A 25989-nucleotide genomic window follows, 5' to 3' on the forward strand; every position below is an offset into this window, starting at 1 on the left:
GTCCCTCCCTTCGGGCCGGGAGGCTGACGGCACAGTCGGCCGGGCTGGGTGCGCCCGACGGGGGCCACCCGGCTGCGTACGCCCGCACGGGCCGAGGTCTGGACGAGACTGGGCGGCATGACAGTTGACGCTCTGGTGGACGCTCTGACGGATGTCTCCGGCCTGCGGGTGGGGCACGCGACACGCGCCGGCGACGGCTGGCTCACCGGCACCACGGTGGTGCTCGCCCCGGAGGGCGGGGCGGTGGCCGCCGTGGACGTGCGGGGCGGTGGTCCCGGCACCAAGGAGACGGACGCGCTGGACCCGCGCAACGTGGTGCGGAAGATCGAGGCGGTCGTCCTGACCGGCGGCAGCGCGTACGGGCTCGACGCGGCTTCGGGGGTGATGGCCTGGCTGGAGGAACGGGGACGTGGCATCCGGGTCGGGGCGGACCCGGCGCATGTCGTGCCGGTGGTGCCCGCCGCCTGTGTCTTCGATCTGGGGCGCGGCGGCGACTTCCGGGCCCGGCCGGACGCGGCCACCGGCCGTGCGGCGGTCGAGGCGGCCGCGGCGAGCGAGCCCGGCGCGCCGGTGCCCGAGGGGTGTGTGGGCGCCGGTACGGGGGCGGTGGTCGGGGTCGTGAAGGGCGGCGTCGGCGGCGCGAGCACCGTGCTCGGCTCGGGGATCACGGTGGCCGCGCTGGTGGTGGCCAACGCGGCGGGGTCGGTGCTGGATCCGGAGACGGGGGTGCTGTACGGGGAGTTGTTCCAGGGGCGGGTGGAGTACCCGGAGGCGACGGTGCACGAGGCAGCCCGAAGGCACCTCGCCGAGACGGCCGCGAGGAGCGCGCCTCCGCCGCTCAACACCACGCTGGCAGTGGTCGCCACGGACGCGGACCTGTCGAAGGCGCAGGCGCAGAAGCTGGCAGGTACGGCACACGACGGCATCGCCCGCGCGGTGCGGCCGGTGCACCTTCTCAACGACGGGGACACGGTGTTCGCGCTGGCGACCGCAGAGCGGACCCTGGACGCCGCGAATCCGCTCGCCCTCAACGAGATCCTCGCGGCGGGCGCGGACGTCGTGACCCGGGCGATCGTACGGGCCGTGCGCGCCGCGGAGCCGGTCGACGGTCCGGGCGGGGCGTGGCCGTCGTACGGGGAGTTGTACGGGGGCCGCTGAGCGGACGGACACCGCACAGCGGTTCCACAGCGACGCCGGACATTGTCCCGGCCCTGTAACGGTGATGTCGCTCATGGCGGTCGGACGGAACCCGACCGGCCGCCCGGCCCCTCTTCTCTCACGTACTGGAGCGGACCACGCACATCACACGAACTGGGAGCAGCCCGTGACAACGCCGGACATTGCAGCGCGGCGCAAACTGGGGGCATGTGCCGCCCTGATGGTCGGCGCCCTGACGCTCACCGCCTGCGGTGGCAGCGCCAACGCCAAGGACGACGCCAAGGGTGGCAGCGACTCGGCGAAGACGTCCGTCGCGAAGATCGCCATCTCGGCGAAGGACGGTTCGACCGGCGCCTCCATCAACAAGACCGGCGTGAAGGTCAGCGACGGCAAGCTGACCGACGTGAAGATGACGGTGGCGGGCAGCGGTCAGGCCGTACCGGGCTCGATCTCCTCCGACGGCAAGGCCTGGAAGCCGAAGGAGCAGCTGGAGCGCGGCACGAAGTACCAGATATCGGCGACCGCGAAGGACACGAACGGCCGTACGGCCGCAGCGAACTCCATCTTCACGACCGTCACCTCGGCGAACAGCTTCATCGGGACGTACACGCCGGACAACGGCTCCACGGTCGGCGTGGGCATGCCGGTGTCGTTCACCTTCGACAAGGCGATCACGAACCGCAAGGACGTGCAGTCGCACATCACGGTCACGTCCAGCAGCGGGCAGCAGGTCGTCGGGCACTGGTTCGGCTCGCAGCGGCTCGACTTCCGGCCCGAGGAGTACTGGAAGGCCGGTTCCAAGGTCACGATGAAGATCGACCTGGACGGGGTCGAGGGCACGAACGGCGTCTACGGCGTGCAGAAGAAGACGGTCACCTTCACCGTCGGCCGCTCGCAGGTCTCCACAGTCGACGTCAACACGCAGACCATGACGGTCGTGCGGGACGGCAAGACCGTCAAGACGGTCCCGATCTCGGCGGGCAGCCCGGAACACACCACGTACAACGGGCAGATGGTGATCTCCGAGAAGTTCGTGCAGACCCGGATGAACAGTCGGACGGTCGGGCTCGGCGGGGAGTACGACATCCCGGACGTGCCGCACGCGATGCGCCTGACGACGTCCGGCACGTTCATCCACGGCAACTACTGGTACAACAAGGGCAACCCGCCCTTCGGCCGCCAAGGCACCAGCCACGGCTGCGTCGGCCTGGCGGACGTCCAGGGCGCCGGGGGCAGCACGCCCGCCAAGTGGTTCTACGACAACTCGCTCATCGGTGACGTGGTGGTCGTCAAGAACTCGCCCGACAAGACGGTGGCGCCGGACAACGGGCTCAACGGCTGGAACTTGGACTGGAGCCAGTGGGTCGCGGGCAGCGACGCGTGAGCGGCTGAACGACCGCCCACACTGGGGTTTTGACGGACCGACCGGGCCGCGCGGGAACTTTTCGCGCGGCCCGTGCGTTTTCCCTGACGTACGTTTTCTCGGTTCCCGGACATGATGTCCGATGGAGGGGCTACGGTATGCACCCACAAGGTGACATGCAGCAACGCCGGGAGAAACCTTGAGCGTTCCGTACGAGACGGCAGCGTACGAACCCCACGACTCGCCCGAGTCTCCGGAGGAGCACCTCGCGCGACTCCTCGGCCGCGCCCTGAACTCCTTCGAGCTGCCGGACGAGACGATAAGGCGGCTGGACTGCGCGCTGGCGCACGACGGTTCGCTGCACTCCGCGCACCACAGCGCGGGCCTGCACCGGGAGACGTACCGGCACACCTGGCTGCTCGCCGACGGTTCCGCGCTCACGCTGTGGGAGCTCGTCCACAACACGGCGCCGGGCAGCGAGCCGCAGCACGAGGTGTACGTCGACGAGGAGGAGCTGCGCGCCGCCACCACGCGCCTGCCGCTGCCCCCGGACACGACCGACTTCGAGCTGCCGGTGGCGGTGCAGCTGTCCCCGGTCCCCGCGCCCCGGCATGCGTACGCCGGGGTCGACTCTGCGGACCACGCGCGGCGTTTACTGCGCCGCGCGGAGAACGCGGACCGGCCGGGGGCGGATACGGCGGCCCTGCTGGCCACGGCGTCCGGTCACCAGATCACCCAGGCCTTCGGCCGCCCGTGCCGCGCGGGCCGGGCGGGCCTGGGCTACTCGCTCTACGAGCACGCGTTCCTGCTGCGCGACGGCGCGGAGGTCTCCCTCTGGGAGGTGGAGCACACGGCGACGCCGGACGGGCGGCACATGTGCGAGGTGTACGCCAGCGAGGACGCGGCACGCGAGGCGATGGAGCGGCGGGCGGCGCAGCTGTCCTAGCTGATGCGGCGGCAGTTGTCCTAGAGGGTGTCCGAGAACTTCAGGCTGCGCAGCATCGCCTCGTAGCGGGTGAACGCGGCCGAGGTGTCCCGCTGCTGATCGGTGTTCACGGTGGTCCAGGACACCAGGGGGGTGCGCTTGCCGATGTCGATGACGGCCACGCGGAGCGCGTACTCGGGCTGTAGTCCGTAACAGTCGTCGTGGGCGTCTCCGTCGGCCTTGGGGCAGCCGAGGGTGCCGTTGAGCGACCAGTCGGTGGTGGCGGTCATCAGGGTCGCCGGGTGCCCGTCGACGGTGGTCTCGGCCGTGTTCCGCCACTTCGCGTGGTAGTCGGCCAGCCCGCGAAGGCGGGCCAGGTAGTCCTGGTAGCTCCCGGGCGGCTTGACCGGGTCGTCCTTCCCCGGCGGGTACACGACCACCGGCAGCAGGAACCTGACCTTGTCGCTCTCCGACGTGTCCCAGGTCAGGAAGGTACGGGTGTCCGAGTCGGGGCGCGCACCGAGCGAGGCGGGGACGGTGACCGTGAGGGGCACGGCGAACGCCTTGCTCCTGTACACGACGGGCGAGGCCGACTCCGACACCGTGGCCCGGGCGGCGGGCGACGAGGCGGTGCCCGCCGCGGATCCACCGCCGCAGGCGGACACAGCACCCAGCAGGGACACGCTCACGGCGGCCGCCGCGCATCGACGAGCCCACATACGCCTCACCTCAGCACGACTGTGAGCCCCGGCCCAGGGCATGGCAACCGGAGACGCGGGAGGGCCGAGCGAGGAGGCGGCATGACCGCCGGACGGCCCTCAGGCCGCTCTGTCTCCGAGTTGGCGTGCCAGCTCCGCGAAAGCGTCTCTCTCCTCGGGGGTCAGTTCCACGGACTCCGACCGGGGACCCGTCTGCCGCTGTTGCGGGAGGGCGGGGAGAGGGTGGCCTTCGGGCCATCGGGAGACGTGCTCGGGCATGCGCCCCAGTAGACACCACGGCCCGGGACTTCGGTCCCGGGCCGTGATTTTCGTGATCTATCTCGCAGGTGCCGTGAACGGTTCACACGCCCCGAAAGGGGGCGAACTCAGGGCCTGCCCTCAGGCGTGGGGGCTCACGCCGCCACCGGCTGCTTCGCCTCCGCCGACTGGGCCGCGGCCTCGCCGGAGCCCGGTGCGGCGCCCGGGGCCGGCTTGCGCATGCCCTTCAGGACGACCACCAGGGCCGTGGTGACGCAGACACCCGCGGCGATGGCGACCAGGTAGAGCAGCGGGTTGCCGATCAGCGGGACCACGAAGATGCCGCCGTGCGGGGCGCGCAGGGTGGTGTCGAATGCCATCGACAGGGCGCCGGTGATCGCGCCGCCCGCCATCGAGGCCGGGATGACACGCAGCGGGTCGGCCGCGGCGAACGGGATCGCGCCCTCGGAGATGAAGGAGGCGCCGAGCACCCAGGCGGCCTTGCCGTTCTCGCGCTCGGTGTGCGTGAAGAGCTTGCCGCGCACGGTCGTGGCGAGGGCCATCGCCAGCGGAGGCACCATGCCGGCCGCCATGACCGCCGCCATGATCTTCATCGCGGAGTCGCTGGGGTTGGACACCGCGATACCGGCCGTGGCGAAGGTGTAGGCGACCTTGTTGACGGGACCGCCGAGGTCGAAGCACATCATCAGGCCGAGGAGGGCGCCGAGCAGGATGGCGTTGCTGCCGGACAGGCCGTTCAGCCAGTCCGTCATGCCCTTCTGGGCCTCGGCGATGGGCTTGCCGATGACGACGAACATCAGGAACCCGACGATCGCCGAGGAGATCAGCGGGATCACCACCACCGGCATGATGCCGCGCAGGGCCGCCGGGATGTTCACCTTCTGGATCGCGATGACCACGCCACCGGCGATCAGACCGGCCGCGAGACCGCCGAGGAAGCCGGCGTTGATGGTCAGGGCGATCGAGCCGCCGACGAAGCCGGGGACGAGACCGGGCCGGTCGGCCATGCCGTAGGCGATGTAGCCCGCCAGGACCGGGACGAGGAAGCCGAAGGCGACGCCGCCGATCTGGAAGAGCAGGGCCGCCCAGCTGTCGGCCTGCGCCCACATGAAGTGGTCCATCACCGACGGGGCCTTGTCGACCTTGTAGCCGCCGATCGCGAAGCCGAGGGCGATCAGCAGACCGCCCGCCGCGACGAACGGCACCATGTAACTGACGCCGGACATCAGCCACTTGCGCAGCTTGGTGCCGTAGCCCTCGCCGGCGTCGCCGGAGCGCTCCACCGGAGTGGCCGGGGCGGACCCGGAGGTGATCTCGCCGCGGGCGGCCTTCTCGCGGACCTCGGCGATGAGTTCCGCGGGGCGGTTGATGCCCGCCTTCACACCGACGTCGACGGTCGGCTTGCCGGCGAAGCGTTCCTTCTCCCGTACGGGCACGTCGTGGGCGAAGATCACGGCGTCCGCCGCGGCGATGACCGACGGGTCGACCCGGGTGAAGCCGGCCGAGCCCTGGGGCTCGACGGTGACCTCGACGCCCGCCTCACGGCCGGCGTTCTCCAGCGACTCGGCCGCCATGTAGGTGTGGGCGATGCCGGTGGGACAGGAGGTGACGGCGACGATGCGGAACGGGCGCTCCGCCGCATCGGCGGTCTCGTCGGCGCTGTCGGTGTCGTCGGTGACCGTGGCGGCGGCGGGAGAGGCCGCTCCCGCCGACGCCACGGGGTCTTCGGAGCCGGCCTCGGCAGGCTCGCCGGGCTCGTCGCCGCGGATCAGCGCGGCGGCGGCCGTCGCGTCGCCCACCGCGCGCAGGGCGTCGGTGAACTCCGTGTTCATCAGCTGCCGGGCCAGCGACGACAGGATCGTCAGATGGGCGTCGTCGGCGCCGGCCGGCGCGGCGATCAGGAAGATCAGGTCGGCGGGGCCGTCGGCCGCGCCGAAGTCGATGCCGTCGGCGCTGCGCCCGAAGGCGAGCGTCGGCTCGGTGACGTGCTCGCTGCGGCAGTGCGGGATGCCGATGCCGCCGTCGAGGCCGGTCGGCATCTGGGCCTCGCGGGCGGCCACGTCGGCGAGGAAGCCGTCCAGGTCGGTCACCCGGCCCAGGGCCACCATGCGCTCGGCGAGGGCACGCGCCGCCGCTTCCTTGGTGTCGGCGGACAGGTCGAGATCGACCAGGTCCGCGGTGATCATGTCGCTCATCGCGGGCTCCTTAGCACGCGTATCGCCCGGTCAGTCGGGTGGGCGGGGAGGGGACGGGGGTGCGGTGGGGGGTGACGGGGATGGGGTGGGGGGTGACAGAGGTGGGCGTACCGGCCTCGGCTAACGGGGCGTCTCGCCGGTCTCGGGCATCTCGCCGGTCACGGGCCGGTTCACGCAGCTCGGCGTACGTCATGACACCGGCTCCCTCAGCGCACGGTCCGCCGGGATCCGGGCCGTGACCGTCACCGCGGCCGGGTCCAGGTCGCCGGGCTTGGGCATGACACTGCCGGGCAGCTGGACGGCCGCCGCGCCGTGGGCGACCGCGGAGGCGAGGGCGTCGGGGCCGCTGCCGCCGGCGATCAGGAAACCGGCGAGGGAGGAGTCGCCGGCGCCCACGTTGCTGCGTACGGCGGCCACGCGAGCGCTGCCGAACCAGGCGCCCTCCTCGGAGACCAGCAGTTGTCCGTCGGCGCCGAGGCTCGCGAGGACGGCCCGGGCGCCCATCGCGCGCAGCTCCTCGGCCGCCTTCACGGCGTCGCCGACGGTGGCGAGGGGGCGGCCGACGGCCCCCGCGAGTTCCTCGGCGTTGGGCTTGACCACGTCGGGCCGCTCGCGCAGGGCCGCGAGCAGCGCGGGCCCGGAGGTGTCCAGGGCGATCCGGGCACCGGCGGCGTGTGCGCGGGCGACCAGGTCGGCGTACCAGGAGGGGGCGAGGCCGCGCGGGAGGCTGCCGCAGCAGGCGATCCAGGCGGCGTCGCGGGACTGCTGCCATACGGTCTCCAGGAGCAGTTCCCGCTCGGCGTCGGACAGTTCCGGGCCCGGTGCGTTGATCTTCGTCAGGACGCCGTCGGCTTCGGCGAGGGCGATGTTGGAGCGGGTGGCCCCGGCGACCGGGACGGGGGCGACCTCGATGCCCTGCGTGTCGAGCAGGTCGGCGACGAGCGCGCCGGGCGCACCGCCCAGGGGCAGGACCGCCACCGTGCGCTGACCGGCCGCCGCGACCGCGCGGGAGACGTTCACGCCCTTGCCGCCCGGGTCCATCCGCTCGCCGGTGGCGCGGATGACCTCGCCGCGGTCGAGGGACGGCACCTCGTAGGTGCGGTCCAGGGAAGGGTTGGGGGTGACGGTGAGGATCATGCGCGCACTACTTCCGTGCCGCCGCGCTCGATCGCGACGGCGTCTTCGGGGCTCAGCCCGCTGTCGGTGATCAGCAGGTCCACATCGCTCAGGTCGCCGAAGCGGGCGAAGTGCTCCTGGCCGTGCTTGGAGGAGTCGGCGAGCAGCACCACGCGGCGGGCGGCGGCCACGGCCGCGCGCTTCACGGCGGCCTCGGCGAGGTCGGGGGTGGTCAGACCGTGTTCGGCGGAGAAGCCGTTGGCGGCCACGAACAGCACGTCGGCCCGGATCTCGCCGTACGCGCGCAGCGCCCAGGCGTCCACGGCGGCGCGCGTACGGTGTCGTACGCGCCCCCCGACGAGGTGGAGCTGGATGCCGGGGTGGTCGGCGAGGCGGGCCGCGATGGGAAGGCTGTGCGTGACGACGGTGAGGGCGGACTCCAGCGGGAGGGCGGCGGCCATCTTCGCCACCGTCGTACCGGCGTCCAGGATCATCGTGCCCTCGCTCGGCAGTTCCGCGAGGGCCGCCTTGGCGATGCGGTCCTTTTCGTCGGGGGCCGTGGTCTCGCGCTCGGCGAGGTCCGGCTCGAAGTCGAGCCGCCCGGCCGGGATGGCCCCGCCGTGCACACGGCGGACCAGTCCGGCGCGGTCGAGGGCCTTCAGGTCCCGGCGGATCGTCTCCGCCGTCACCTGGAACTCCTCGGCCAGCGACACGACATCCACTCGGCCGCCGTCACGGGCGAGCCGGAGGATCTCCTGCTGCCGCTCCGGTGCGTACATGTCTGTTCGCCTCCGCCCATGCCCGAACGTGTGGTTTCAGCGGGAGGCTACGCCGAGATTTCCGCGAAGTAAACAGGTTCGGACTCAATCGGGCATGATCTTGGAAACGGGCTCGGCACCCATGTGCCGAGCCCGCTCTCCCACGACGGAGCAGAGGAGGGAACACGCGTGGTCAGGAGACCAGTACCGGTTCCTTCCGCTCCGTCGCCGCCTGCTCCCCCTCGACGTGCTGCGCCGGCCGCTTCGGCAGGGCGAACATCAGCACGAAGATCACACCCAGCACCCCTGCCACCCAGCCCAGCGAGTTCCGGAAGGCGTCCGCGAAGGCCGGGCCCACCTGGTCCGGGCGCAGCCGGTCGCCCATCGTGCCGAAGAAGACGACCGACACCAGGCCCAGCCCCAGCGCGTTGCCCATCTGCTGCACGGTGTTGAGCAGGCCGGACGCCGACCCGGAGTGCTCACGCGGCACCTCGGAGAGGATCGCGTCGGTCAGCGGGGCGACGATCAGACCCATGCCCACGCCCATCACGACCAGCGGCAGCGCCATCTGCCAGGGCGCGATGCCGAGGCCGTAGTGCCCGGACTCCCAGAGGTAGAGCAGTACCCCGGCCGCCATCACCAGCGCGCCCGCCTGGAGCACCTTGCGCCCGAAGCGCGGGACCAGCTGCTGCACCGACATCCCGGCGGCCACGGACACGGCGATCGAGAACGGCACCCCGGTCAGCCCGGCCTTCAGCGCGCTCCAGCCCAGCCCGACCTGCATGTACAGCGTCCAGACCAGGAAGAAGACGCCGAGCGCGACCCCGAAGACGGTCTGCACGGCGATCCCGGCCGCGAAGCTCTTGACCTTGAACAGCGACAGCTCGACCAGCGGGGAGCCGTCCCGTGCGCTCTTGCGCCGCTCGTACGCCACCAGCGACGCGAGGACGACGAGCGCGCCGGTCATCGAGACGTACCCCCACAGCGGCCAGCCCAGCTCGCGGCCGCGGATGAGCGGGTAGAGCAGCATCAGCAGCCCCAGCGTCACGAGCGCGACACCCACCAGGTCCAGCTTCAGGGCCCGGGGCGCCTTGGACTCGGTGATGAAGCGGCTGCCGAGGATCAGACCCGCGATCCCGACGGGCAGGTTGATCAGGAAGATCGAGCGCCACTCCCACCCGAACAGGTTCCACTCGGTCAGCAGCGCGCCGAGCAGCGGACCGGACACGGCCCCGAGCCCGACGACCGCGCCGAACAGGCCGAACACCTTGCCCCGCTCGTGCGCCGGGAAGGTCGCGTGCACGATCGACAGCACCTGCGGCACCATCAGCGCCGCCATGCCGCCCTGCAGGAAACGGGACGCGACCAGCATCTCCGGGTTCACCGCGAGGCCGCACAGCGCGGAGGCGAGGGTGAAGCCGCCGATGCCGACGAGGAAGATCCGCTTGCGGCCGTGGATGTCGCCGAGCCGTCCGCCGGTGATCAGCCCGGCGGCGAACGCGAGGGCGTATCCGGCGGTGATCCACTGGATCTGGCTGAAGGACGCGCCCGATTCCCGCTGGATCGACGGGATGGCGATGTTGACGATCGTCACGTCGACGAGGTCCATGAAGGCCGCGGTCATCACGATCGCGAGGGCGAACCAGCGGCGGCGGTCGGTCCCGCCCGCGGTGCTGAGAGGGGTCTCGGTGGAGGTCATGCCCAGAAGGTAGAGGGCCATTAGGTCAGATCGTGTCCTACTGGTGCGGCATCCTCGTCGGTATGACGACGGACACACCGGCCCGGCTGCTGACGCTCCTCTCCCTCCTCCAGACGCCCCGCGAGTGGCCCGGCGGCGAGCTCGCCGACCGGCTCGGGGTCTCCCGCCGCACGGTCCGGCGGGACATCGACCGGCTGCGCGACCTGGGCTATCCCGTGCAGGCGACCAAGGGCGCCGACGGCGGCTACCGGCTGGTCGCCGGCAAGGCCATGCCGCCGCTCGTGCTCGACGACGAGGAGGCCGTGGCCATCGCGGTCGGCCTGCGCGCCGGGGCGGGGCACGCGGTGGAGGGCCTGGACGAGGCGTCGGTACGGGCGCTGGCCAAGCTGGAGCAGGTGCTGCCGGGCCGGCTGCGCCACCGCGTGACCACGCTCCAGGCCGCGACCACTCCCCTGACCAGCGGGGACGGGCCGAGCATCGCGCCGGAGACCCTGACCGTCATGGCCTCCACGGCGGCCGGGCACGAGCGGCTGCGGTTCGCCTACCGGGCGGCCGACGGCACCGAGTCGCGGCGCCTGACGGAGCCGTACCGGCTGGTGTCCACGGGCCGCCGCTGGTACCTGGTGGCGTACGACATCGACCGGGACGACTGGCGCACGTTCCGCGTCGACCGCGTGAGCGAACCGTTCGCCACGGGGGCGCGGTTCACGCCGCGCGAGCTGCCGACGGGGAACGCGGCGGAGTACCTGCGGCAGTCGATGCAACGGCAGCAGGAGTCCTACGACGTCGAGGTCACGTTCGCCGCGCCGGCCGACTTCGTCGCCGCCCGGCTGCCGAAGTGGCTCGGCACGCCCGAGCCGCTGGACGACGGCAGCTGCCGGCTGCGCGGGTCCGTCGGGGACGCCGTGCAGTGGGTGGCGTTCCGGCTGGCGATGCTGGAGTGCGACTTCGTGGTGCACGCGCCGGAGGAACTCGTGACGGCCGTGAGGGAGTTGGGGGCGCGGTTGAGCAGGGCGGGCGAGGGGGGACGGATCATGACCTGACGCGCCCGTTGCCGGGGGGCGGCTGCACCGCCGCATGGCCGGATGGAGCAAGCCCGGCTGCGTGTTGTCCGTTCAGCATCAAGGCTGTCCCTCATGGAGAAGACTCCCAGGGTGATCGTGGAGCCGCCGGACAGCAGAGGCCTTCGCGCCGTCAGCGTGGGTGGCACAACGGTGGGCAGTGCCTGGTCCCCGAGCGGGCTGCGCAAGGTTCTCCGACAACTCGGCTGCCCCGAAAACATCGATCTGGAGGACCGGAGAGTCATCGTCTGGCGCGAGGCCGGCAGCGAGATATGGCCCGATCGCACGTGGCGAAGACGCACTGCCACAGCGCTCATGATGGCGGGACTGATCCTGTCCATGGTCCTGCTCACCGTCGTCGGAACACCGGACGCCATGGGTGCACTGACCTTCGCCCAGCGCATCACGGGATTCCTCTTCATCCTGTCCGGCGCGGTGCAGGGCCTCGCGGCGCTGGCGGCCCTCGACCATGAGGGAAAACGGCAGTTCAAGTATTCCGGAGCCCTGGTACTGGTCGGGGCACTGATCGCCTTGATCACCCAATGCATTTTCCTGTTCACCTGGCTCCAGGAAAGAGAACCGACACTTTACCTCCCGGTATACCTGCTTCTCTTCGCATGGTCGCTGTGGGCCCTCTGGCGGCTGTTCCAGGGGCAGGTGTGGAGAGTCATACCCCATCCCAAAAGATTTGCGACCGGGGTGGCCCTGTCCGGCCTTCTGGCCGCCACGAACTTCGCATACTCCGCCGTCTATCAGCCCACATCAGCTCCCTTCTATGTCACTCTCACGGCAAAGTTCGGCACCCCTCACACCGATCCCATCCGTCCGTTCATCCATGTGCCGCTGACTTTCCAAGTGGAGAACACCGGCAAGGTTCCGGCATACATCCTTGTTGATAAATATCTGGTCTACGGGCGTTCAGCTGAATATTCGAAGGACGACGGGGGACTGAGGGACTGGAAGGAGGCTCTGAAAAACGAAGAAGACGCAGAGCTTCACGTCACTCCATCAGACAGCAAAACGATAAGCGCCGGACAATTCGCCGGACCTGGGTACTGGCTTCACCCGGGAGAGGGCCACGTAAAGGAAAAGGTGATCGAGATCCCCAGAAGCGTTGAGTACGACCTCCTGGAAGCCTCCTTGGCCGTGGTGACGATGAGAATGGATCGCGGAAAGATCGACCTCCTGCAACTACAGCAGGTGCATCCCGCCTGGCAAAAGGAGGAGGGGAGATTCTACTGCACAGAGTGCGGCGACATGATCATCCATGAAGGGAAAGTACACCACAACAACAACATCATCAACGTCACCCGAAAACCCCGGTACGTCACCGTACTCTGGTACGGCACACGGGAGGAGTTCAACTACGCATACGCCATCTCGTCCTACAAATTCGACTCCAGAAAAAACCCTGACCGGGAGGAATTGGGAAGGGAAATCGCGAGGGAAGAGGATCGGTACGGCGTGGAGTCGCGTTCGACTTCGACGAGAGTATCCGTCGCGGCATTGATGGCGTCGTTGTAATGGACTGGGCGTTGAGTTGCAGGGGGACACCATCGGGTCCAGAGTAGTTGTAAGTGGTTGTTGTGTCTGCACGGGCAAATCCGCATGTTCCACAGTGCACCTGGACGCGCCATGGCCAGAAACGCCCGACGACGAGTCTGCCGTTACAGGGGCTGCACGTACTGCTTGGTTGCAGCGCTCTCGCTCTCGGGAGGCGTGACCGTCTCTGCGACGGGGGCCTTCGGCCAGGCCGCGGCCGTGACACCGGTCCAGACTCCATCCCCACCGCCGGATCCCGGCACCCCGGACGGTGGGACCCCGGAATCCGGCACCCCCGAACCCGGCACGCCGACCGGGCCCAGTACTCCGCCCGGGCCCAGCACGCCGACGGATACCGGGACGACGGGATCCGGCACGCAGACCGGGCCGAGCGAACCGACCGGGCCGAGCGAACCGACCGGGCCGAGCGAGCCGACCGGCCCCAGCAAACCGACGGACTCCGGCACTCAGTCGCAGCCCACGTCACCGGTCGACCCCTCGGAACAAGCGACGCTCATGGAGAAGCGCACGGCGGCGCTGAAGGTGCCGGAAGAAGTGAAGAGGGAGGTCGGGAACGAGCTGAGCGGATTGCTGAAGATGAGCCGGGATCCGGACATCCCGCCCGGCGAACGGGCCGCCTACGCGAGAATCGTGTCTCGGCTCACCGACGAGCTGGAGATGATCCAGGATCCCAAGACCCCTCGCGAGCAGCGAGTCGCCCACACGCACATCGTGGAAAGGGCGACCGAAACGCTGGGCGTGATCCAGGATCCAGGCACGTCGCGCAAGGACCGGGCCACCTACACGAGGATCGTGGACGGGACAGTCAAGACGCTGGCGAAGATCCAGGATCCCAGGACATCTCCCGAGCAGCGGGCCACCTACACGGGGCTCACTGAAGAGATGGCCGAGGGCTTCGGGCTGCTCACGGGTCAGGAAGCGGTGAAGGGCTTTCGGGCCTTCGCGCGCAGGCATGCTGAGGGGGGCAACACAGCGCTGGCTCGCATTCAGGCCGAAGGCCCGCCGCAGCAGGAGCTTGCCAAGGCATCGGAGGCCTTCGATGCCATGGGGAAGGGTCAGCAGATTCTTGGCAAGCGGACCCTTCCGCAGAAGGAGCAGGCCGAGCTCAAGAAGAACGTGGAGCAGCTGAGCGCCGCTCTGCTGAAGTCCTACGACCGGTCGGCAACCCACGAAGACCGGGACAAGGCGAAGGATGCGGGAGAGGAATTCCTCAAGAAACTTGATAAAACCAACAAAAAGCACTCGGACAAGCCCCTGCTGGAGATCAGGAACAAACCCTTGAGCTCCACGGTCGCTCCGGGAGAGTTCCAGTCCTTCACCGTCAAGGTCACCAACCACGGGGATGACGACGTCACGGGTGTGACGGTGGAGGACGAGTTCGAGTCGGCCTCGGGCGGTGCTGATGGAGGCGTCATCCGCCCCGTGTTGCATGCGCAGCTGACGAGGGATTCAGGTGAGGAGAACGACTGCGACATCACTGCGGGCGGCACCGTGGTGACCTGCCCCACGGAGGGTGACACCAAGATCGTGCCGGAGGAGACGGTCACGATCACCATCCGTGCGGTGGTGAAGGCGTCGCAGGTGCCTTACGGAGAGAAGGAGAACGTCACCCGGGTGAAGTACGAGGAGGGTGCGGAGCAGGGCAGTGCCAGGTTCGCCGTCGTCAGGTCCCCGAAGCTGTCCGAACAGGACCTCGAAGACGAACTGCAGGCCATCCGGCGATGTGCCGCGCACTTCGATTCGGCCGGCGTCTCGAAGGAAGCCCTGACCGTTTTCACGGAGGTGATGGGTGGCGAACTCGAGCAGGGGACGTCTCCGGCCCAGGCCAGTTCCGAGGGGTACAAGGCCGCTCTCACCAGAGCTGGACCCGACGAAGCGGTGTCCATCGCGGAGATACCCGTGTTCGACGTGTCTCTTCGCGACGCCGCGAAAGCCTCCAAGTCAGCAGGCGACTGCCCCGCATTCGTCGACAAGGCCCTGTCAGCCGAGTGACCGTAAGACCCTCTCAACGGCGTGACCGTCCATCGTCGAGTCGCCGGCTCTCCCAGGGGAAGTCCCGCAGCGCCCCCAGATTCCGCAACGCCAGTTCCGCCGGTCCCTCCGGCCCGTCCGCCCGGACGTCCCCGGCCGCCGCCCAGCACTCCACCGCCGCACGTACGGCCGCGCTCGCCACGGCGGCGGCGAAGCGCAGGTCCGAGGGCGCGGCAACGTTGTCGGGGGCGGTTGTCGAGGGAGTCCGCACAGGACCGGCCGTCAGCCGCGCGGCCAGTACCTCCGCCAGCGTCCGTTCCGACGCCTGGCACACCTCCGCCCACACCCTGCGCAAGGACGGGTTCGCCTCGGCGAGGCGCAGGAGCGTGCGGACCCACTCCCAGGAGGACGCCGAGACGCCGACACCCGGGGTGAGGGTGTGCCGCACCCCGTGCTCCAGGGCCCGGAACACGCTCGCGTCGGCGGGGGCGGCGCGTACCGCCTCCACCCAGCGCTGGGCGCCGGCCGCGTAGAGCGGGGCGACGGCCTCCTCCTTGGTGGCGAAGTACCGGTAGAAGGTGCGCGGGGCGATGCCGGCGGCCTGGGCGATGTCCTCCGCGCGGGTGGCGCGCAGGCCGTGCCGTACGAAGAGGCCTGCCGCGGCCCGGGCGATCTCCATACGCGTCTCGGCCTTGCGCCGCTCGGTCAGCGAGGCCTGAGGAGGGGTCGGGGTGGTGCTGCTCACGCCCGGCAGGCTATGCCCATGTGACACAATCTGCCATCTGGCGGGCCACCCCGTGGTTCAGGTACGGGGTGGCCCGCCCTTCACTTCCCCGCTCACGCAGAGAGCCGGGCCCCGGCGCCCGGGGGGAGGGACGCCGAAGCCCGGCTTTGGGAGAGTCCCGGCGCCGGGGGGAGTGCGACGGGACTTGGCTCTGGGGGCCAGGGGCGCGGCCCCGGCCCGAACTGGTGGGCCCGGAAGTCTTGTTCCCGGTGCCCCGCGGGTTGAAGCGGCGTTACATCGCCATGTTTGCGCGGTCTTTCGCCACCCGGCGTACGCGGCGGCCCCCGGGCGCACACCGTCCGTCACCCACAGACACTGGGACAACACCCACGAGCCGTGGGACGGACTGTACGCCCGGACGCCCGGCGGAGAACACCGACACCGGCGAACACCGGCGCCGGCGTCACGCCGCCGCGTCGAACCCGGTGCTGCGGGCCAGCTTCTTCAGCTCCAGCAGCGCGTGCTTCTCGATCTGCCGGATGCGCTCGCGGGTCAGGCCGTGCTCCTTGCCGACCTCGGTCAGCGTGCGCTCCCGGCCGTCCTCGATGCCGTAGCGCATCTTGATGATCGAGGCCGTGCGCTGGTCGAGGCGGCCGATGAGGTCGTCCAGCTCCTCGCTGCGCAGCAGCGTGAGCACCGACTGCTCGGGCGACACCGCCGACGTGTCCTCCAGGAGGTCGCCGAACTGGGTCTCGCCCTCGTCGTCCACCGACATGTTCAGCGAGACCGGGTCGCGGGCCCAGTCGAGCACGTCGGTGACGCGCTCCGGCGTCGAGCCGAGCTCGGCGGCGATCTCCGCGGGCTCCGGGTCGCGCCCGTGCTCGCGGTTGAACTCGCGCTGCACCCGCCGGATCCGGCCGAGCTCCTCCACGAGGTGGACGGGCAGGCGGATCGTACGGGACTGGTCGGCTATGGAGCGGGTGATGGCCTGGCGGATCCACCACGTCGCGTACGTGGAGAACTTGAAGCCCTTGCGGTAGTCGAACTTCTCGACCGCGCGCACCAGGCCGGCGTTGCCCTCCTGGATCAGGTCCAGCAGGGGCAGACCGCTGCGGGGGTAGCGGCGGGCGACGGCGACGACCAGGCGCAGGTTGGAGCGGATGAAGACGTCCTTGGCCCGCTCCGCGTCGGCGACCAGGGCTTCGAGCTCCTCGCGGGTGGCGTCCGCCTTGGTCTCCTCGTACCCGTCGAGGACCTGTCGCGCGAACACACCCGCTTCGATGACCTGGGACAGCTCGACTTCCTTGGCGGCGTCGAGCAGCGGTGTACGCGCGATCTCGTCGAGGTACATGCCGACCAGGTCGCGATCGGCGATCTCGCCGCCATGGGCGCGAACACTGCTTGCCGCGTCGGCCGTCTCGCCGGTGGCGGACTGACGACGGGCGACGGCACGGGTTGCCATGCGTGCTCCCTTGCGATGGTGAGGTCAGCGGGTGGTCCTTCGGACGCTGGACTCCGTCTCCGGGACTCTCCGGACTCTCCTCGGGTGCCCTGCATCCGATGGAAACAACGACTGGAATCAGGACAGAATTCCCAACCTGTCCCCCAATTTTTAGGATCATGCAGTACCCTGTCGGGCCCCATGAGGAGGCGCGGTGCCGACGGAACGTACAGAGGTGCAGGTCAGACCGGGAGTCGAGGCCGACCTCGAAGCCCTCACAGCCCTCTACAACCACTACATACGTGAGACGCCGATCACATTCGATACCGCGATCTTCACTCCGGAGGAGCGCCGCCCTTGGCTGCTCTCCCACCCTGTAGACGGGCCGCACCGCCTGATGGTTGCCACGGACCCGGACTCACAGGAGGTTCTGGGCTACGCCACCTCCAGTCCCTTCCGGGCGAAGCCCGCCTATGCGACCTCCGTGGAGACGACGGTGTACGTCGCCCCGCACGCCGGCCGCCGCGGCGTCGGCACCCTCCTCTACAAGGCCCTCTTCGAGGCCCTGTCCGGCGAGGACCTGCACCGCGCCTACGCGGGCATCGCGCAGCCGAACGAGGCGTCGGCCCGGCTGCACGAACGCTTCGGCTTCCGGTACGTCGGCACGTACCGGGAGGTCGGCCACAAGTTCGGCCGCTACTGGGACGTGGCCTGGTACGAGAAGGACCTCTAGGGCGCGTCCGGGTTCCCGGGGCGGCCTCAGCCGAACTGCACCGACCGTTTCGCCAGCCCCATCCAGAAGCCGTCGATCACCGACTTCTGCGCGTCCAGCTCACCGGCGGCGTCGGCCGCGCCCATGGTCACGAACAGCGGGGCGAAGTGCTCCGTGCGCGGGTGGGCGAGCTGCCCCGCGGGCGACTTGCGGGTGAAGTCGAGCAGGGCGTCCACGTCCCGCGCCTCCAGCGTCCGCCGGCCCCAGTCGTCGAACTCCGCCGACCAGGCGGGGATGCCACCCTGCCGGAGCGCGGCCAGGTTGTGGGTGAAGAAGCCGGAGCCGACGATGAGCACGCCCTCGTCCCGCAAGGGGGCGAGCCTGCGGCCGATCTCCATGAGCCGGACCGGGTCGAGCGTCGGCATGGACACCTGGAGGACCGGGATGTCGGCCTCCGGGTACATCTCGACCAGCGGGACGTACGCGCCGTGGTCGAGGCCCCGGTCGGGGACGTCCTGGACGGGAATCCCGGGGGCGCGCAGCAGCTTCCGTACCGACTCGGCGAGCTCCGGTGCGCCGGGGGCCTCATAGGTCACCCGGTAGTAGTGCTCCGGGAAGCCCCAGAAGTCGTAGACGAGCGGGACGGTCTCGGTGGCGCCGATGGCGAGCGGGGCCTCCTCCCAGTGGGCGGAGACCATCAGGATCGCCCGGGGACGCGGCAGGCCGGCCGCCCAGGCGGCCAGTTCACCGGGCCAGACCGGGTCGTCCGCCAGCGGCGGGGCACCGTGGCTCAGGTACAGAGCGGGCATGCGCTCCTGGGTGGCGGCGGACATGCTGCGGCTCCTTCCAAAACATGGTTCCCTAACAAAACTGTACGGGGCATTTGTTTAAAGTTCAAGGAGGGGCCACGTAGAGTGGAAGACATGAAGGCACCCGCATCCGCACCGACCCCGGGCTCCGTGGCGGAGCCTCCGGAACCGCGCTGGCTCACCGACGACGAGCAGCGCGTATGGCGCTTTTTCATGGAGGGCGTCACCCTCCTCGACGACCACCTCGACCGTCAGCTCCAGCGCGACGCGAGCATGCCGCACGTCTACTACGGCCTTCTGGTCAAGCTCGCCGAGGCGCCGCGGCGGCGGCTGCGGATGACGGAGCTCGCCATGCTGGCGAAGATCACCCGCTCCCGCCTCTCGCACGCCATCGCGCGCCTGGAGAAGAACGGCTGGGTGCGCCGCGAGGACTGCCCCGACGACAAGCGGGGTCAGTTCGCCGTGCTGACGAACGAGGGCTACGAGGTGCTGCGGCAGACGGCGCCGGGCCATGTGGAGGCCGTACGGCAGGCGGTCTTCGACCGGCTCACCCCGGAACAGCAGAAGTCCCTCGGCGAGATCATGCGGATCATCGCCGAGGGACTTCAGCCGGCCGAAGCCGGAGCGGACCTGCCCTGGCTCCGCTGAGCCGGGGCAGGTCCTGGAATCCGTAGGTACGAGGCGTCCCCTTCCTCGTACCTACGGAAGGGCCCGAAGGGGTGTTTCCGGTACGGCCGTCAGTGGGCGACGACCGGGACCGGCACCTCGTCCGCCACGCCCTCGCCGGAGCCGGTCACGGTGTTGCCCCCGGGACGGCCCGCGTTGACGAAGGTCAGGGCGATCCCGGCGGCCACGACGAGGATGCCGACGGCGAACCAGATGGCGCTCGTGTAGCCCTCGACCATGCCCTCCAGCTGGACCAGCTGCTGCTGGGACCGGCTGCCGGCCCCGGCGATGTGGTCCGCGATGTAGGACGTGGTGGCCGAGGCGGCGATCGTGTTCAGCAGCGCCGTACCGATCGCGCCGCCCACCTGCTGCGAGGTGTTGACCATCGCGGAGGCGACACCGGCGTCCCGCGGCTCGACGCCCTGGGTGGCCAGGGACATGGCCGGCATGAACGCCGTACCCATGCCGAGGCCGAGCAGCAGCATCGCCGGCAGCAGCAGGGCGGCGTACGAGGAGCCGATCTCCAGCCGGGTCAGCAGCAGCATGCCCAGCGCGGCGACCAGGAAGCCGGGGCCCATCAGCAGGCGCGGCGCGACCCGGGTCATCAGGCGGGTACCGATCTGGGTCGAGCCCGTGATCATGCCCGCGATCATCGGCAGGAACGCGAACCCGGTCTTGACCGGCGAGTACCCCTTCACGATCTGGAGGTAGTAGGTCAGGAAGAGGAACAGGCCGAACATCGCGATGATCGCGAGACCGAGGGAGAGGTAGATGCCGCCGCGGTTGCGCTCGGTGATCACGCGCAGCGGCAGCAGCGGGGCCTTCACCCTGGACTCGACGACCACGAAGGTCGCGAGCAGGACGACCGAGGCCACGAACATGCCGACGGTCACGGAGTCGCTCCAGCCCGAGGACTCGGCGCGGGTGAAGCCGTAGACGAGGGCGACCAGGCCGAGGGTGGACAGGACGACGCCCGGGATGTCGAGCGGGGAGCGGTTGCGGCCGCCCTCCGGCTCACGGATGACGAAGTACGCACCGGCCGCGGCGACGATGGCGAACGGGACGTTCACGAAGAACGTCCAGCGCCAGTCCAGGTACTCGGTCAGGAAGCCGCCGAGGATCAGGCCGACGGCACCGCCGCCACCGGCGATCGCGCCGTAGATGCCGAACGCCTTGGCGCGCTCCTTGGCGTCGGTGAACATCACCGCGAGCAGGGAGAGCGCGGCGGGCGCGAGCAGGGCACCGAAGACGCCCTGGAGGGCGCGGGCGCCGAACATCATCGCCTCGTTGGTGGCCGCGCCGCCGAGTGCGGAGGCCACGGCGAAGCCGCCGAGCCCGAGCACGAACGCCCGCTTGCGGCCCCACAGGTCGGCTATCCGGCCGCCGAACAGGAGCAGACCGCCGAAGGCGAGCGCGTAGGCCGTGACGACCCACTGCCGGTTGCCGTCGGAGATGCCCAGGTCCTGCTGGGCGGAGGGCAGGGCGATGTTCACGATGGTGGCGTCCAGGACGACCATCAGCTGGGCCAGCGCGATGAAGACGAGCGCTTTCCAGCGGCCGGCGTCCGGCGAGGCCGCCGGGGCGCCGAGTGCCTTTGAGGCTGTTTCAGACATGGGGGTACCCACTTCGGGACAAGATGACGGAAAAACTGGAAAGAAGCGAAAAAACGTGTCGTTGAGGGACGACTCGACGGCCAACGTCGGCCGTGAGTTCTGCGAGTGATGACTGAGGTGGCGCCGGGATCTGATCGGTCAGGCGTCGTCAGGCTTGGTCAGGCTTGACGGAGGTCCTCCATGGTCACTGCCGCACCCGGCAGGGCGGAACGGGCCGGGGCCCGCAGTCCGTCCAGGAACAGCTGAAGATGACGGTGTACGAAGCGGTCGGCGCTGAAGCACGCCGTGCCGGCCGGGGGCCGGCTGAGCTGGGCCACGGCGACCATCAGGTCACCGACGCCGACGTCGGAGCGGAGCTGGCCGGCCGCCTTGGCGCGGTTCATGACCGTTTCGAGGATCCGCTCCACGCGCTCGCGCGCCGCTTCGAGATCGGGGTGGTTCTCGTCGAACGTGCTCGAGACCATCGGGCACAGCGCACTGATCCGCTCGTCGGCGGAGATGTGCACGAAGCGCTCCAGGGCCTCGAACGCGTCCCCGGTCTCCGAGAGCGCGCGCTCGGCCGCCGCGCCCGTACGGTCCAGTACGGAGCAGACGACCTCGCGCACGAGCGCGTCGCGGTCCGGGAAGTTGCGGTACACCGTGGCGTTGCCGACGCCGGCCCGGCGGGCGATCTCGTCGAGCGGCACCTCGGGGCCGTGCTCGACGAACATCTCCCGGGCGGCGGTGACGATCCGCTCCCGGTTGCGCAGGGCGTCGGCACGGGGCCGGGGCGCCTTGCGCGGTGTGGGGGTGGCGGTCTGCACGGCGTACTCCTGGGTGAGGTGTTCTGGTGTCGATCCGGGGAGAGGCTCCCCGTTTTGGTCGGACACATGGCTAAACGGGGACCGGGTCCCCGGTATTTCCCGCGTCTGGACTTTTTATGAGTGACCTGGGTCACAGGTTCGGCGGGTTCGCGACCTCCCGCGACGGACACGGCCGCCACCTGTGCCGTTACTGACGGGAAACCCACGATCGGTCTCCTCCAACGCGCGTCCCCCCGCCCCGTGACGCAGGGTGATCGCAAGGGCGCAGCCGGAGACCGGAGGCTGCCGTGGCGCGGGAGGTCCCTTGCAGGTCCCTGGCATGCAGCCACAGCACCGGCGCCCCCGGCCGGACGGCCCGGGGCCGCCCGGCCGCCGGATACCCCGGCGGCGCCTGGCCGCTCTCGCCTGCGTGACCGCCCTGACCTTCACGGTCAGCACCTCGGCCGGCACGGGCCACCTTGCCCCGGGCGCCTCCACGGCCGGAGCCGGTCCGATCGTTCTGTCCCACACCTCCGCGCACGGCCCCTGCCTGATCCGCGCCGCCCGCAAGGTCCAGATGTCCGAGGGCATCCCCACCCACCGACGGCTACGCCCGCTCCACCGGCACCGTCCGCGCCCTCACCCTGATGGTCGACTTCTCCGACGCCCCCGGCGAGGGCGAGGCCCTGGACCGCTTCCGGGAGTTCTTCCCGCAGACCCGGCAGTGGTTCCGCACCAGTTCCTACGGCCGTCTGGACTACCGCCCCGCGGCCCCGATCCGGGAGTGGCTGCGGATGCCGAAGTCCTTCCGCGCGTACGGCATAGAGCGCGGCGCCCCCTTCGACCCCGGCTACCGCGCGCTGATCCAGGACCTCGTGGAGGTGGCCGACCCGAAGGTGGACTTCCGCGCGTACGACCTGCTGAACGTCCTGGTCACCCCGAACGCCGGCCCCTCCGCCCTCGACACCGTCCTCTCCGTCACCTTCGCCGGCAACCCCGAGGCCCCGACAGCCGACGGCATACCCGTGGCCAACGCCTCCTTCATCTACTCCCGCCAGGACGACGGCTCCGGCTCCTACGACCGCACCGGCTACCGCGTCCTCCCCCACGAGAACGGCCACGTCTTCGGCCTGCCCGACCTGTACACCGCGGAGGGCGGGGGCGCGGTCGGCCACTGGGACATCATGAGCGAGGACTGGGGCGCCAACAACGACCTCCTCGGCTGGCACAAGTGGAAACTGGGCTGGCTGGACGCCGCGCAGGTGCACTGCGCGGCGAACTCCGGCACCACGGAGTACACCCTGACGCCGCTGGCCCGCAGGGGCGGTTCCAAGCTGGTCGTCGTACCCCTGGACAGCGGAACGGGCTACGCCGTCGAACTGCGCACCCGCGCCGGCAACGACGAGGCGGTGTGCCGCCCCGGCGTCCTGGTCTACGAGATCGACACTGCGGTGGACACGGGCATGGGCCCGGTCACCGTCCACGACTCCCGCCGCGACAGCGGCGGCTGCACCCGCGCGCCGAACGTCCACGCGGAACTGTCCGACGCCCCGCTCGCACCCGGGGAGACGTTCCGGGATCCGCGGAGGGGGGTCGTGATCAGCGTGGTGGGGACGGATCGGGCGGGGGGCTACCGGGTGCGGGTGACACGAGGGTCGATAACGGCAGGCAGCAGGAGGTAGCGGCCGGCCGGTGGGGAGATCGGCGCGGAGGCGTCCGGCGCATTCCGGATTACGGTTAGGACTGCCGCGACCGCCGTACCGGAGAGCCGATGCCTGCGAAGCCCACGAACGACCCCCACGAGGCGGCGGCCCCTCGGGCCGACGGGACGGGGGCTGCTGGGGCGGGGGCTGCTGAGGCGGGAGCTGCTGGGGTGGGCGCGCCCACCGAGGCGGTCACGCCGCTGATCCGCGGCATCGCGGTCCTGCGGGAACTGACCGAGGCGGACGGCACCCTGAGCCTCAGCGCCCTCGAACGGGCCACCGGCCTCGCCCGCTCCACGATCGACCGCATCACGGCCACGCTCGCCCGCATGGACTACGTCCGCCTGGACGGCAGGGACGTGCACCTGGCCCCCCGCCTGATGGAACTGGGCAACGCCTACCTCTCCGCGCTGCGCCTCCCCGCCCTCCTCTCCGCCCGAGCGGACGCCCTGGCCGACGAACTGGACGAGTCGGTGTCCCTGGCGGTCGCCGACCGCGACGGCATCCGTTTCATCCACCAGGCCACCCGCCGCCGCGCGATGTCCCTCAGCTTCCGCATCGGCGACCTGCTCCCCGCCGAACGCACCGCACCGGGCCCGCTGTTCGCGACGGAGTGGACGGACACCGACTGGCAGCGCTGGCGGAACCGCAGGGCGTCGGACCCGAGGGATCTGTCCTTCACGGCCGTACCACCACGCAAGTACGGAGCGGACCAACGGAACGACGAGGCCTTCGTCAGCCGCACGCAAGAGGCGGCCGCGAACGGCTGGGCCCTGGACGACCAACTGATCGAACCGGGCCTGGTGGCGGTCTCGGTCCCGGTCCGGTCCACGCACACAGGCGACAGCCGGACGATCGCGTGCGTGGCGAGCGTGGTCAGCCACACGAGCCGCCACACGGCCCATGACCTGCGCACCACCTTGCTCCCGAGGCTGCGCTCGGCGGTGACGGAGATGGAACGCGAACTGCGCCGCACGCCACCCCCGGAGCCCGGCCCGTCCCCCTCGAACCTGGCGCTCTGGACGGGCGCGTCCAAGCAGCGGCTGGGCCGCGACTTCGTCGAATCCCTGGCCCGCGGCCTGACGGTCCTCACGGCCTTCGGCGAGGGCAGGCCGGAGCTGACCCTCACGGAGGTGGCCCAGGCGACGGGCCTGGCCCGGGCCACGGCCCGCCGGGCCCTGATCACCTACGAACACCTGGGCCTGGTGACGACCCCGAACCCCCGCACCTTCACCCTCACCCCCCGGGTCCTCTCCCTGGGCTTCCCGCCCCTGTCCCGCACGTCCCTCCCCGAGATCGCCCAGCCCCACCTGTCCGACCTGACGTCCCGTATCCACGAGTCGACGTCGCTGGCCGTGCTCTCGGACTCGGGCGAGGAGATCCAGTACACGGCCAGGGTGGCGACGGGCCGGGTGATGAGCGTGAACATCACGGTGGGCACGCGCCGGCCGGCGTACGCGACGGCCCCGGGCCGAGTTCTGCTGGCAGACACACCCGCGGAGCACGAAGGCCTCGACCTGACCTCGATCCACTCCCAGGGCTACGCCTTGGTCGACGAGGAACTGGAAGAGGGCCTCCGCTCCCTCGCGGTCCCGGTCCGCGACCGCTCCGGAAGGGTGGTGGCCGCCCTGAACACAGCGATGCACGCGAGCCGCCGCACCCGGCACGCATGCGTGACGGACCTGCTCCCCGAACTGACCGCGACAGCCACCCGGATCGAGTCGGACCTCCGCACGGCCGGCCGCTTCACCCGCGTGTCGCCGACCTGACCCCCACACCCGGGCGAGCTACGGGTGTTGCGTGCCGCTCACCGGATCGCCAGCTGGTCGAGGTAGGAGCGGACGTTGCGGCGGGTCTAGCGCAGCACTGAACTCGTCGCCTGGATGGGTGACCTCGCAGGCGCCCGCTCGTATTCGATGGCTGGAGACGACCTTCGCGTTCACGTTTCCCCCGCTCGCCGACGTCACGGTTGCGCCGTCAACCCTGGCCGCCCAGGTAGGTGCACCGGGCACACACCTGCGAGCGACAACGGTTGCCGGGCCACCCCCTGTCCCCGGGGGCTGCGACCACGGCCCCAGCCCACCACCCCACCTCGATCCGCTACCCTGTCAGGGGTCGCCACCTCGGTGGCGTCCCCACCCTTGCCGCAATCGGGGCGAATAGTCACGCAGAGTATTCAGCCGCGGTTGCACAAGCCCCGCCTTCGTAGCTCAGGGGATAGAGCACCGCTCTCCTAAAGCGGGTGTCGCAGGTTCGAATCCTGCCGGGGGCACAGCAAAACACCAGGTCATAGGCCCTTCCGTCCAACGGGCGGGAGGGCCTTCGTACTCGCAGCACACATATGGCACACATGCGGCTGCGGGCAGAGGTGGGGAGCTGTGCGAGATGCCCGCGAAGGACGAGCTGGCCCGGCGACGGTACGAGAAGCTGGTTGAGCGGCTTGAGTCGCTGATGCAGGCCGCACTGAAGCCGGAGTACGAGGGGTACTACGGGCAGCTGATCCTTGGCGCTGACGATCTTGCGGAGATGGGCGAGCTCAAGGACGTCCGGCGTGCCGCCAGGGAAGCGGGACGGCGTCTCGGATGGAAGACGACCACCCATCTCGTCGGTAACCGGCTCTTTGCCCTCGACGAGCGGAAGGTTCCCGAGGAGATCGAGCGGCTGGCCGGAGATGCAGCCGCTGCCGCGATCGATCGGGCCCGGCAGGAAAGCCACCGACCGCGCGGCTGACCTGATCCGGGGGAGACGCAAGG

General features: G+C 70.3%; 20 protein-coding genes, 1 tRNA gene and 1 pseudogene. 12 read left to right on the forward strand and 10 right to left on the reverse strand.

From position 1 onward, the window contains the following. The first annotated feature begins 117 nt into the window (after nt 1–117). The 3 genes from QF034_RS16775 to QF034_RS16785 all read left to right on the forward strand — a co-directional run bounded on the left by QF034_RS16775 (nt 118) and on the right by QF034_RS16785 (nt 3467). Entirely contained in the window at nt 118–1158 is a 1041-nt protein-coding gene (locus tag QF034_RS16775; RefSeq protein ID WP_307175736.1) for a P1 family peptidase, read from the forward strand. A gap of 166 nt (nt 1159–1324) precedes the next feature. Then, on the forward strand, nt 1325–2542 hold the full coding sequence (locus QF034_RS16780) for a L,D-transpeptidase (RefSeq protein WP_307175737.1): 1218 nt from the start codon (nt 1325–1327) through the stop codon (nt 2540–2542). Nucleotides 2543–2720: 178 nt separating this feature from the next. Next, a complete protein-coding gene (locus tag QF034_RS16785; RefSeq protein WP_307175738.1) occupies nt 2721–3467 on the forward strand; it encodes a DUF6227 family protein in 747 nt (248 codons plus the stop codon). 20 nt (nt 3468–3487) lie between these two features. On the opposite strand, the gene QF034_RS16790 is transcribed toward QF034_RS16785, so the two are convergent. From QF034_RS16790 to QF034_RS16810, 5 genes are all read right to left on the reverse strand, one after another. Then, complete coding sequence (locus QF034_RS16790; protein ID WP_307175739.1) at nt 3488–4165, reverse strand: hypothetical protein; 678 nt, start codon at nt 4163–4165, stop codon at nt 3488–3490. A 392-nt stretch (nt 4166–4557) separates the two neighbouring features. Next, nucleotides 4558–6618, reverse strand: a complete 2061-nt coding sequence (locus tag QF034_RS16795; protein ID WP_307175740.1) for a PTS fructose transporter subunit IIABC — start codon at nt 6616–6618, stop codon at nt 4558–4560. Nucleotides 6619–6807: 189 nt separating this feature from the next. After that, nucleotides 6808–7755 (reverse strand): 1-phosphofructokinase, encoded by a 948-nt coding sequence (gene pfkB / locus QF034_RS16800; protein WP_307175741.1) that lies wholly within the window; start codon nt 7753–7755, stop codon nt 6808–6810. Next, entirely contained in the window at nt 7752–8513 is a 762-nt protein-coding gene (locus QF034_RS16805) for a DeoR/GlpR family DNA-binding transcription regulator (protein ID WP_307175742.1), read from the reverse strand. The genes pfkB and QF034_RS16805 overlap by 4 nt, the downstream gene beginning before the upstream one ends. A gap of 172 nt (nt 8514–8685) precedes the next feature. Further along, a complete protein-coding gene (locus QF034_RS16810; protein ID WP_307175743.1) occupies nt 8686–10191 on the reverse strand; it encodes an MFS transporter in 1506 nt (501 codons plus the stop codon). A 62-nt stretch (nt 10192–10253) separates the two neighbouring features. Here QF034_RS16810 and QF034_RS16815 point away from each other — a divergent pair, with 62 nt between their 5' ends. The 3 genes from QF034_RS16815 (at nt 10254) to QF034_RS16825 (ending at nt 14807) form a co-directional block, all read left to right on the forward strand. Then, the gene (locus QF034_RS16815; protein WP_307175744.1) at nt 10254–11234 is read left to right on the forward strand and encodes a helix-turn-helix transcriptional regulator; all 981 of its coding nucleotides are present in this window, start codon (nt 10254–10256) and stop codon (nt 11232–11234) included. 93 nt (nt 11235–11327) lie between these two features. Continuing rightward, on the forward strand, nt 11328–12776 hold the full coding sequence (locus QF034_RS16820) for a Yip1 family protein (protein WP_307175745.1): 1449 nt from the start codon (nt 11328–11330) through the stop codon (nt 12774–12776). Nucleotides 12777–13310: 534 nt separating this feature from the next. Further along, on the forward strand, nt 13311–14807 hold the full coding sequence (locus QF034_RS16825; protein WP_307175746.1) for a hypothetical protein: 1497 nt from the start codon (nt 13311–13313) through the stop codon (nt 14805–14807). A 13-nt stretch (nt 14808–14820) separates the two neighbouring features. Here QF034_RS16825 and QF034_RS16830 read toward each other — a convergent pair whose 3' ends face one another. Both QF034_RS16830 and QF034_RS16835 read right to left on the reverse strand, forming a co-directional pair. Beyond that, the gene (locus QF034_RS16830; protein ID WP_370880806.1) at nt 14821–15531 is read right to left on the reverse strand and encodes a TetR/AcrR family transcriptional regulator; all 711 of its coding nucleotides are present in this window, start codon (nt 15529–15531) and stop codon (nt 14821–14823) included. A gap of 442 nt (nt 15532–15973) precedes the next feature. Further along, complete coding sequence (locus QF034_RS16835; protein WP_010035431.1) at nt 15974–16972, reverse strand: sigma-70 family RNA polymerase sigma factor; 999 nt, start codon at nt 16970–16972, stop codon at nt 15974–15976. A 193-nt stretch (nt 16973–17165) separates the two neighbouring features. Here QF034_RS16835 and QF034_RS16840 point away from each other — a divergent pair, with 193 nt between their 5' ends. Next, nucleotides 17166–17684 (forward strand): GNAT family N-acetyltransferase, encoded by a 519-nt coding sequence (locus QF034_RS16840; RefSeq protein ID WP_307175747.1) that lies wholly within the window; start codon nt 17166–17168, stop codon nt 17682–17684. Between the two features lie 26 nt (nt 17685–17710). Here the strand turns inward: QF034_RS16840 and QF034_RS16845 are convergent, their stop codons facing one another. After that, nucleotides 17711–18496, reverse strand: a complete 786-nt coding sequence (locus QF034_RS16845; protein WP_307175748.1) for a dioxygenase family protein — start codon at nt 18494–18496, stop codon at nt 17711–17713. Nucleotides 18497–18586: 90 nt separating this feature from the next. Here QF034_RS16845 and QF034_RS16850 point away from each other — a divergent pair, with 90 nt between their 5' ends. Further along, a complete protein-coding gene (locus QF034_RS16850) occupies nt 18587–19120 on the forward strand; it encodes a MarR family winged helix-turn-helix transcriptional regulator (protein ID WP_307175749.1) in 534 nt (177 codons plus the stop codon). 89 nt (nt 19121–19209) lie between these two features. Here QF034_RS16850 and QF034_RS16855 read toward each other — a convergent pair whose 3' ends face one another. Then, nucleotides 19210–20751 carry an MFS transporter gene (locus tag QF034_RS16855; protein ID WP_307175750.1) on the reverse strand — a complete coding sequence of 514 codons (1542 nt, stop codon included), beginning with the start codon at nt 20749–20751 and terminating at the stop codon, nt 19210–19212. Nucleotides 20752–20909: 158 nt separating this feature from the next. Next, nucleotides 20910–21554 (reverse strand): TetR/AcrR family transcriptional regulator, encoded by a 645-nt coding sequence (locus tag QF034_RS16860; RefSeq protein ID WP_086564728.1) that lies wholly within the window; start codon nt 21552–21554, stop codon nt 20910–20912. A gap of 319 nt (nt 21555–21873) precedes the next feature. Here QF034_RS16860 and QF034_RS16865 point away from each other — a divergent pair. The 4 genes and pseudogenes from QF034_RS16865 to QF034_RS16880 all read left to right on the forward strand — a co-directional run bounded on the left by QF034_RS16865 (nt 21874) and on the right by QF034_RS16880 (nt 25966). After that, nucleotides 21874–23215 (forward strand): annotated as a pseudogene (locus QF034_RS16865) (M6 family metalloprotease domain-containing protein). 89 nt (nt 23216–23304) lie between these two features. Next, nucleotides 23305–25005, forward strand: coding sequence for an IclR family transcriptional regulator domain-containing protein (locus tag QF034_RS16870; protein WP_307175751.1), 1701 nt, complete (start codon nt 23305–23307; stop codon nt 25003–25005). Between the two features lie 430 nt (nt 25006–25435). Continuing rightward, nucleotides 25436–25508, forward strand: a tRNA-Arg gene (locus tag QF034_RS16875). Nucleotides 25509–25621: 113 nt separating this feature from the next. Then, nucleotides 25622–25966, forward strand: a complete 345-nt coding sequence (locus tag QF034_RS16880) for a hypothetical protein (protein WP_307175752.1) — start codon at nt 25622–25624, stop codon at nt 25964–25966. Nucleotides 25967–25989: the final 23 nt, after the last annotated feature.

The organism is Streptomyces africanus (assembly GCF_030816955.1).
Classification (GTDB): domain Bacteria; phylum Actinomycetota; class Actinomycetes; order Streptomycetales; family Streptomycetaceae; genus Streptomyces; species Streptomyces africanus.

Coding starts and splice junctions, on each gene's coding strand:
- QF034_RS16775 (WP_307175736.1), top strand. CDS start 118: ATGACAGTTGACGCTCTGGTGGACGCTCTGACGGATGTCTCCGGCCTG.
- QF034_RS16815 (WP_307175744.1), top strand. CDS start 10,254: ATGACGACGGACACACCGGCCCGGCTGCTGACGCTCCTCTCCCTCCTC.
- QF034_RS16855 (WP_307175750.1), bottom strand. CDS start 20,751: ATGTCTGAAACAGCCTCAAAGGCACTCGGCGCCCCGGCGGCCTCGCCG.
- QF034_RS16825 (WP_307175746.1), top strand. CDS start 13,311: ATGGAGAAGCGCACGGCGGCGCTGAAGGTGCCGGAAGAAGTGAAGAGG.
- QF034_RS16880 (WP_307175752.1), top strand. CDS start 25,622: ATGCCCGCGAAGGACGAGCTGGCCCGGCGACGGTACGAGAAGCTGGTT.
- QF034_RS16835 (WP_010035431.1), bottom strand. CDS start 16,972: ATGGCAACCCGTGCCGTCGCCCGTCGTCAGTCCGCCACCGGCGAGACG.
- QF034_RS16850 (WP_307175749.1), top strand. CDS start 18,587: ATGAAGGCACCCGCATCCGCACCGACCCCGGGCTCCGTGGCGGAGCCT.
- QF034_RS16820 (WP_307175745.1), top strand. CDS start 11,328: ATGGAGAAGACTCCCAGGGTGATCGTGGAGCCGCCGGACAGCAGAGGC.
- QF034_RS16845 (WP_307175748.1), bottom strand. CDS start 18,496: ATGTCCGCCGCCACCCAGGAGCGCATGCCCGCTCTGTACCTGAGCCAC.
- QF034_RS16810 (WP_307175743.1), bottom strand. CDS start 10,191: ATGACCTCCACCGAGACCCCTCTCAGCACCGCGGGCGGGACCGACCGC.
- QF034_RS16870 (WP_307175751.1), top strand. CDS start 23,305: ATGCCTGCGAAGCCCACGAACGACCCCCACGAGGCGGCGGCCCCTCGG.
- QF034_RS16795 (WP_307175740.1), bottom strand. CDS start 6,618: ATGAGCGACATGATCACCGCGGACCTGGTCGATCTCGACCTGTCCGCC.
- QF034_RS16790 (WP_307175739.1), bottom strand. CDS start 4,165: ATGTGGGCTCGTCGATGCGCGGCGGCCGCCGTGAGCGTGTCCCTGCTG.
- QF034_RS16805 (WP_307175742.1), bottom strand. CDS start 8,513: ATGTACGCACCGGAGCGGCAGCAGGAGATCCTCCGGCTCGCCCGTGAC.
- pfkB (WP_307175741.1), bottom strand. CDS start 7,755: ATGATCCTCACCGTCACCCCCAACCCTTCCCTGGACCGCACCTACGAG.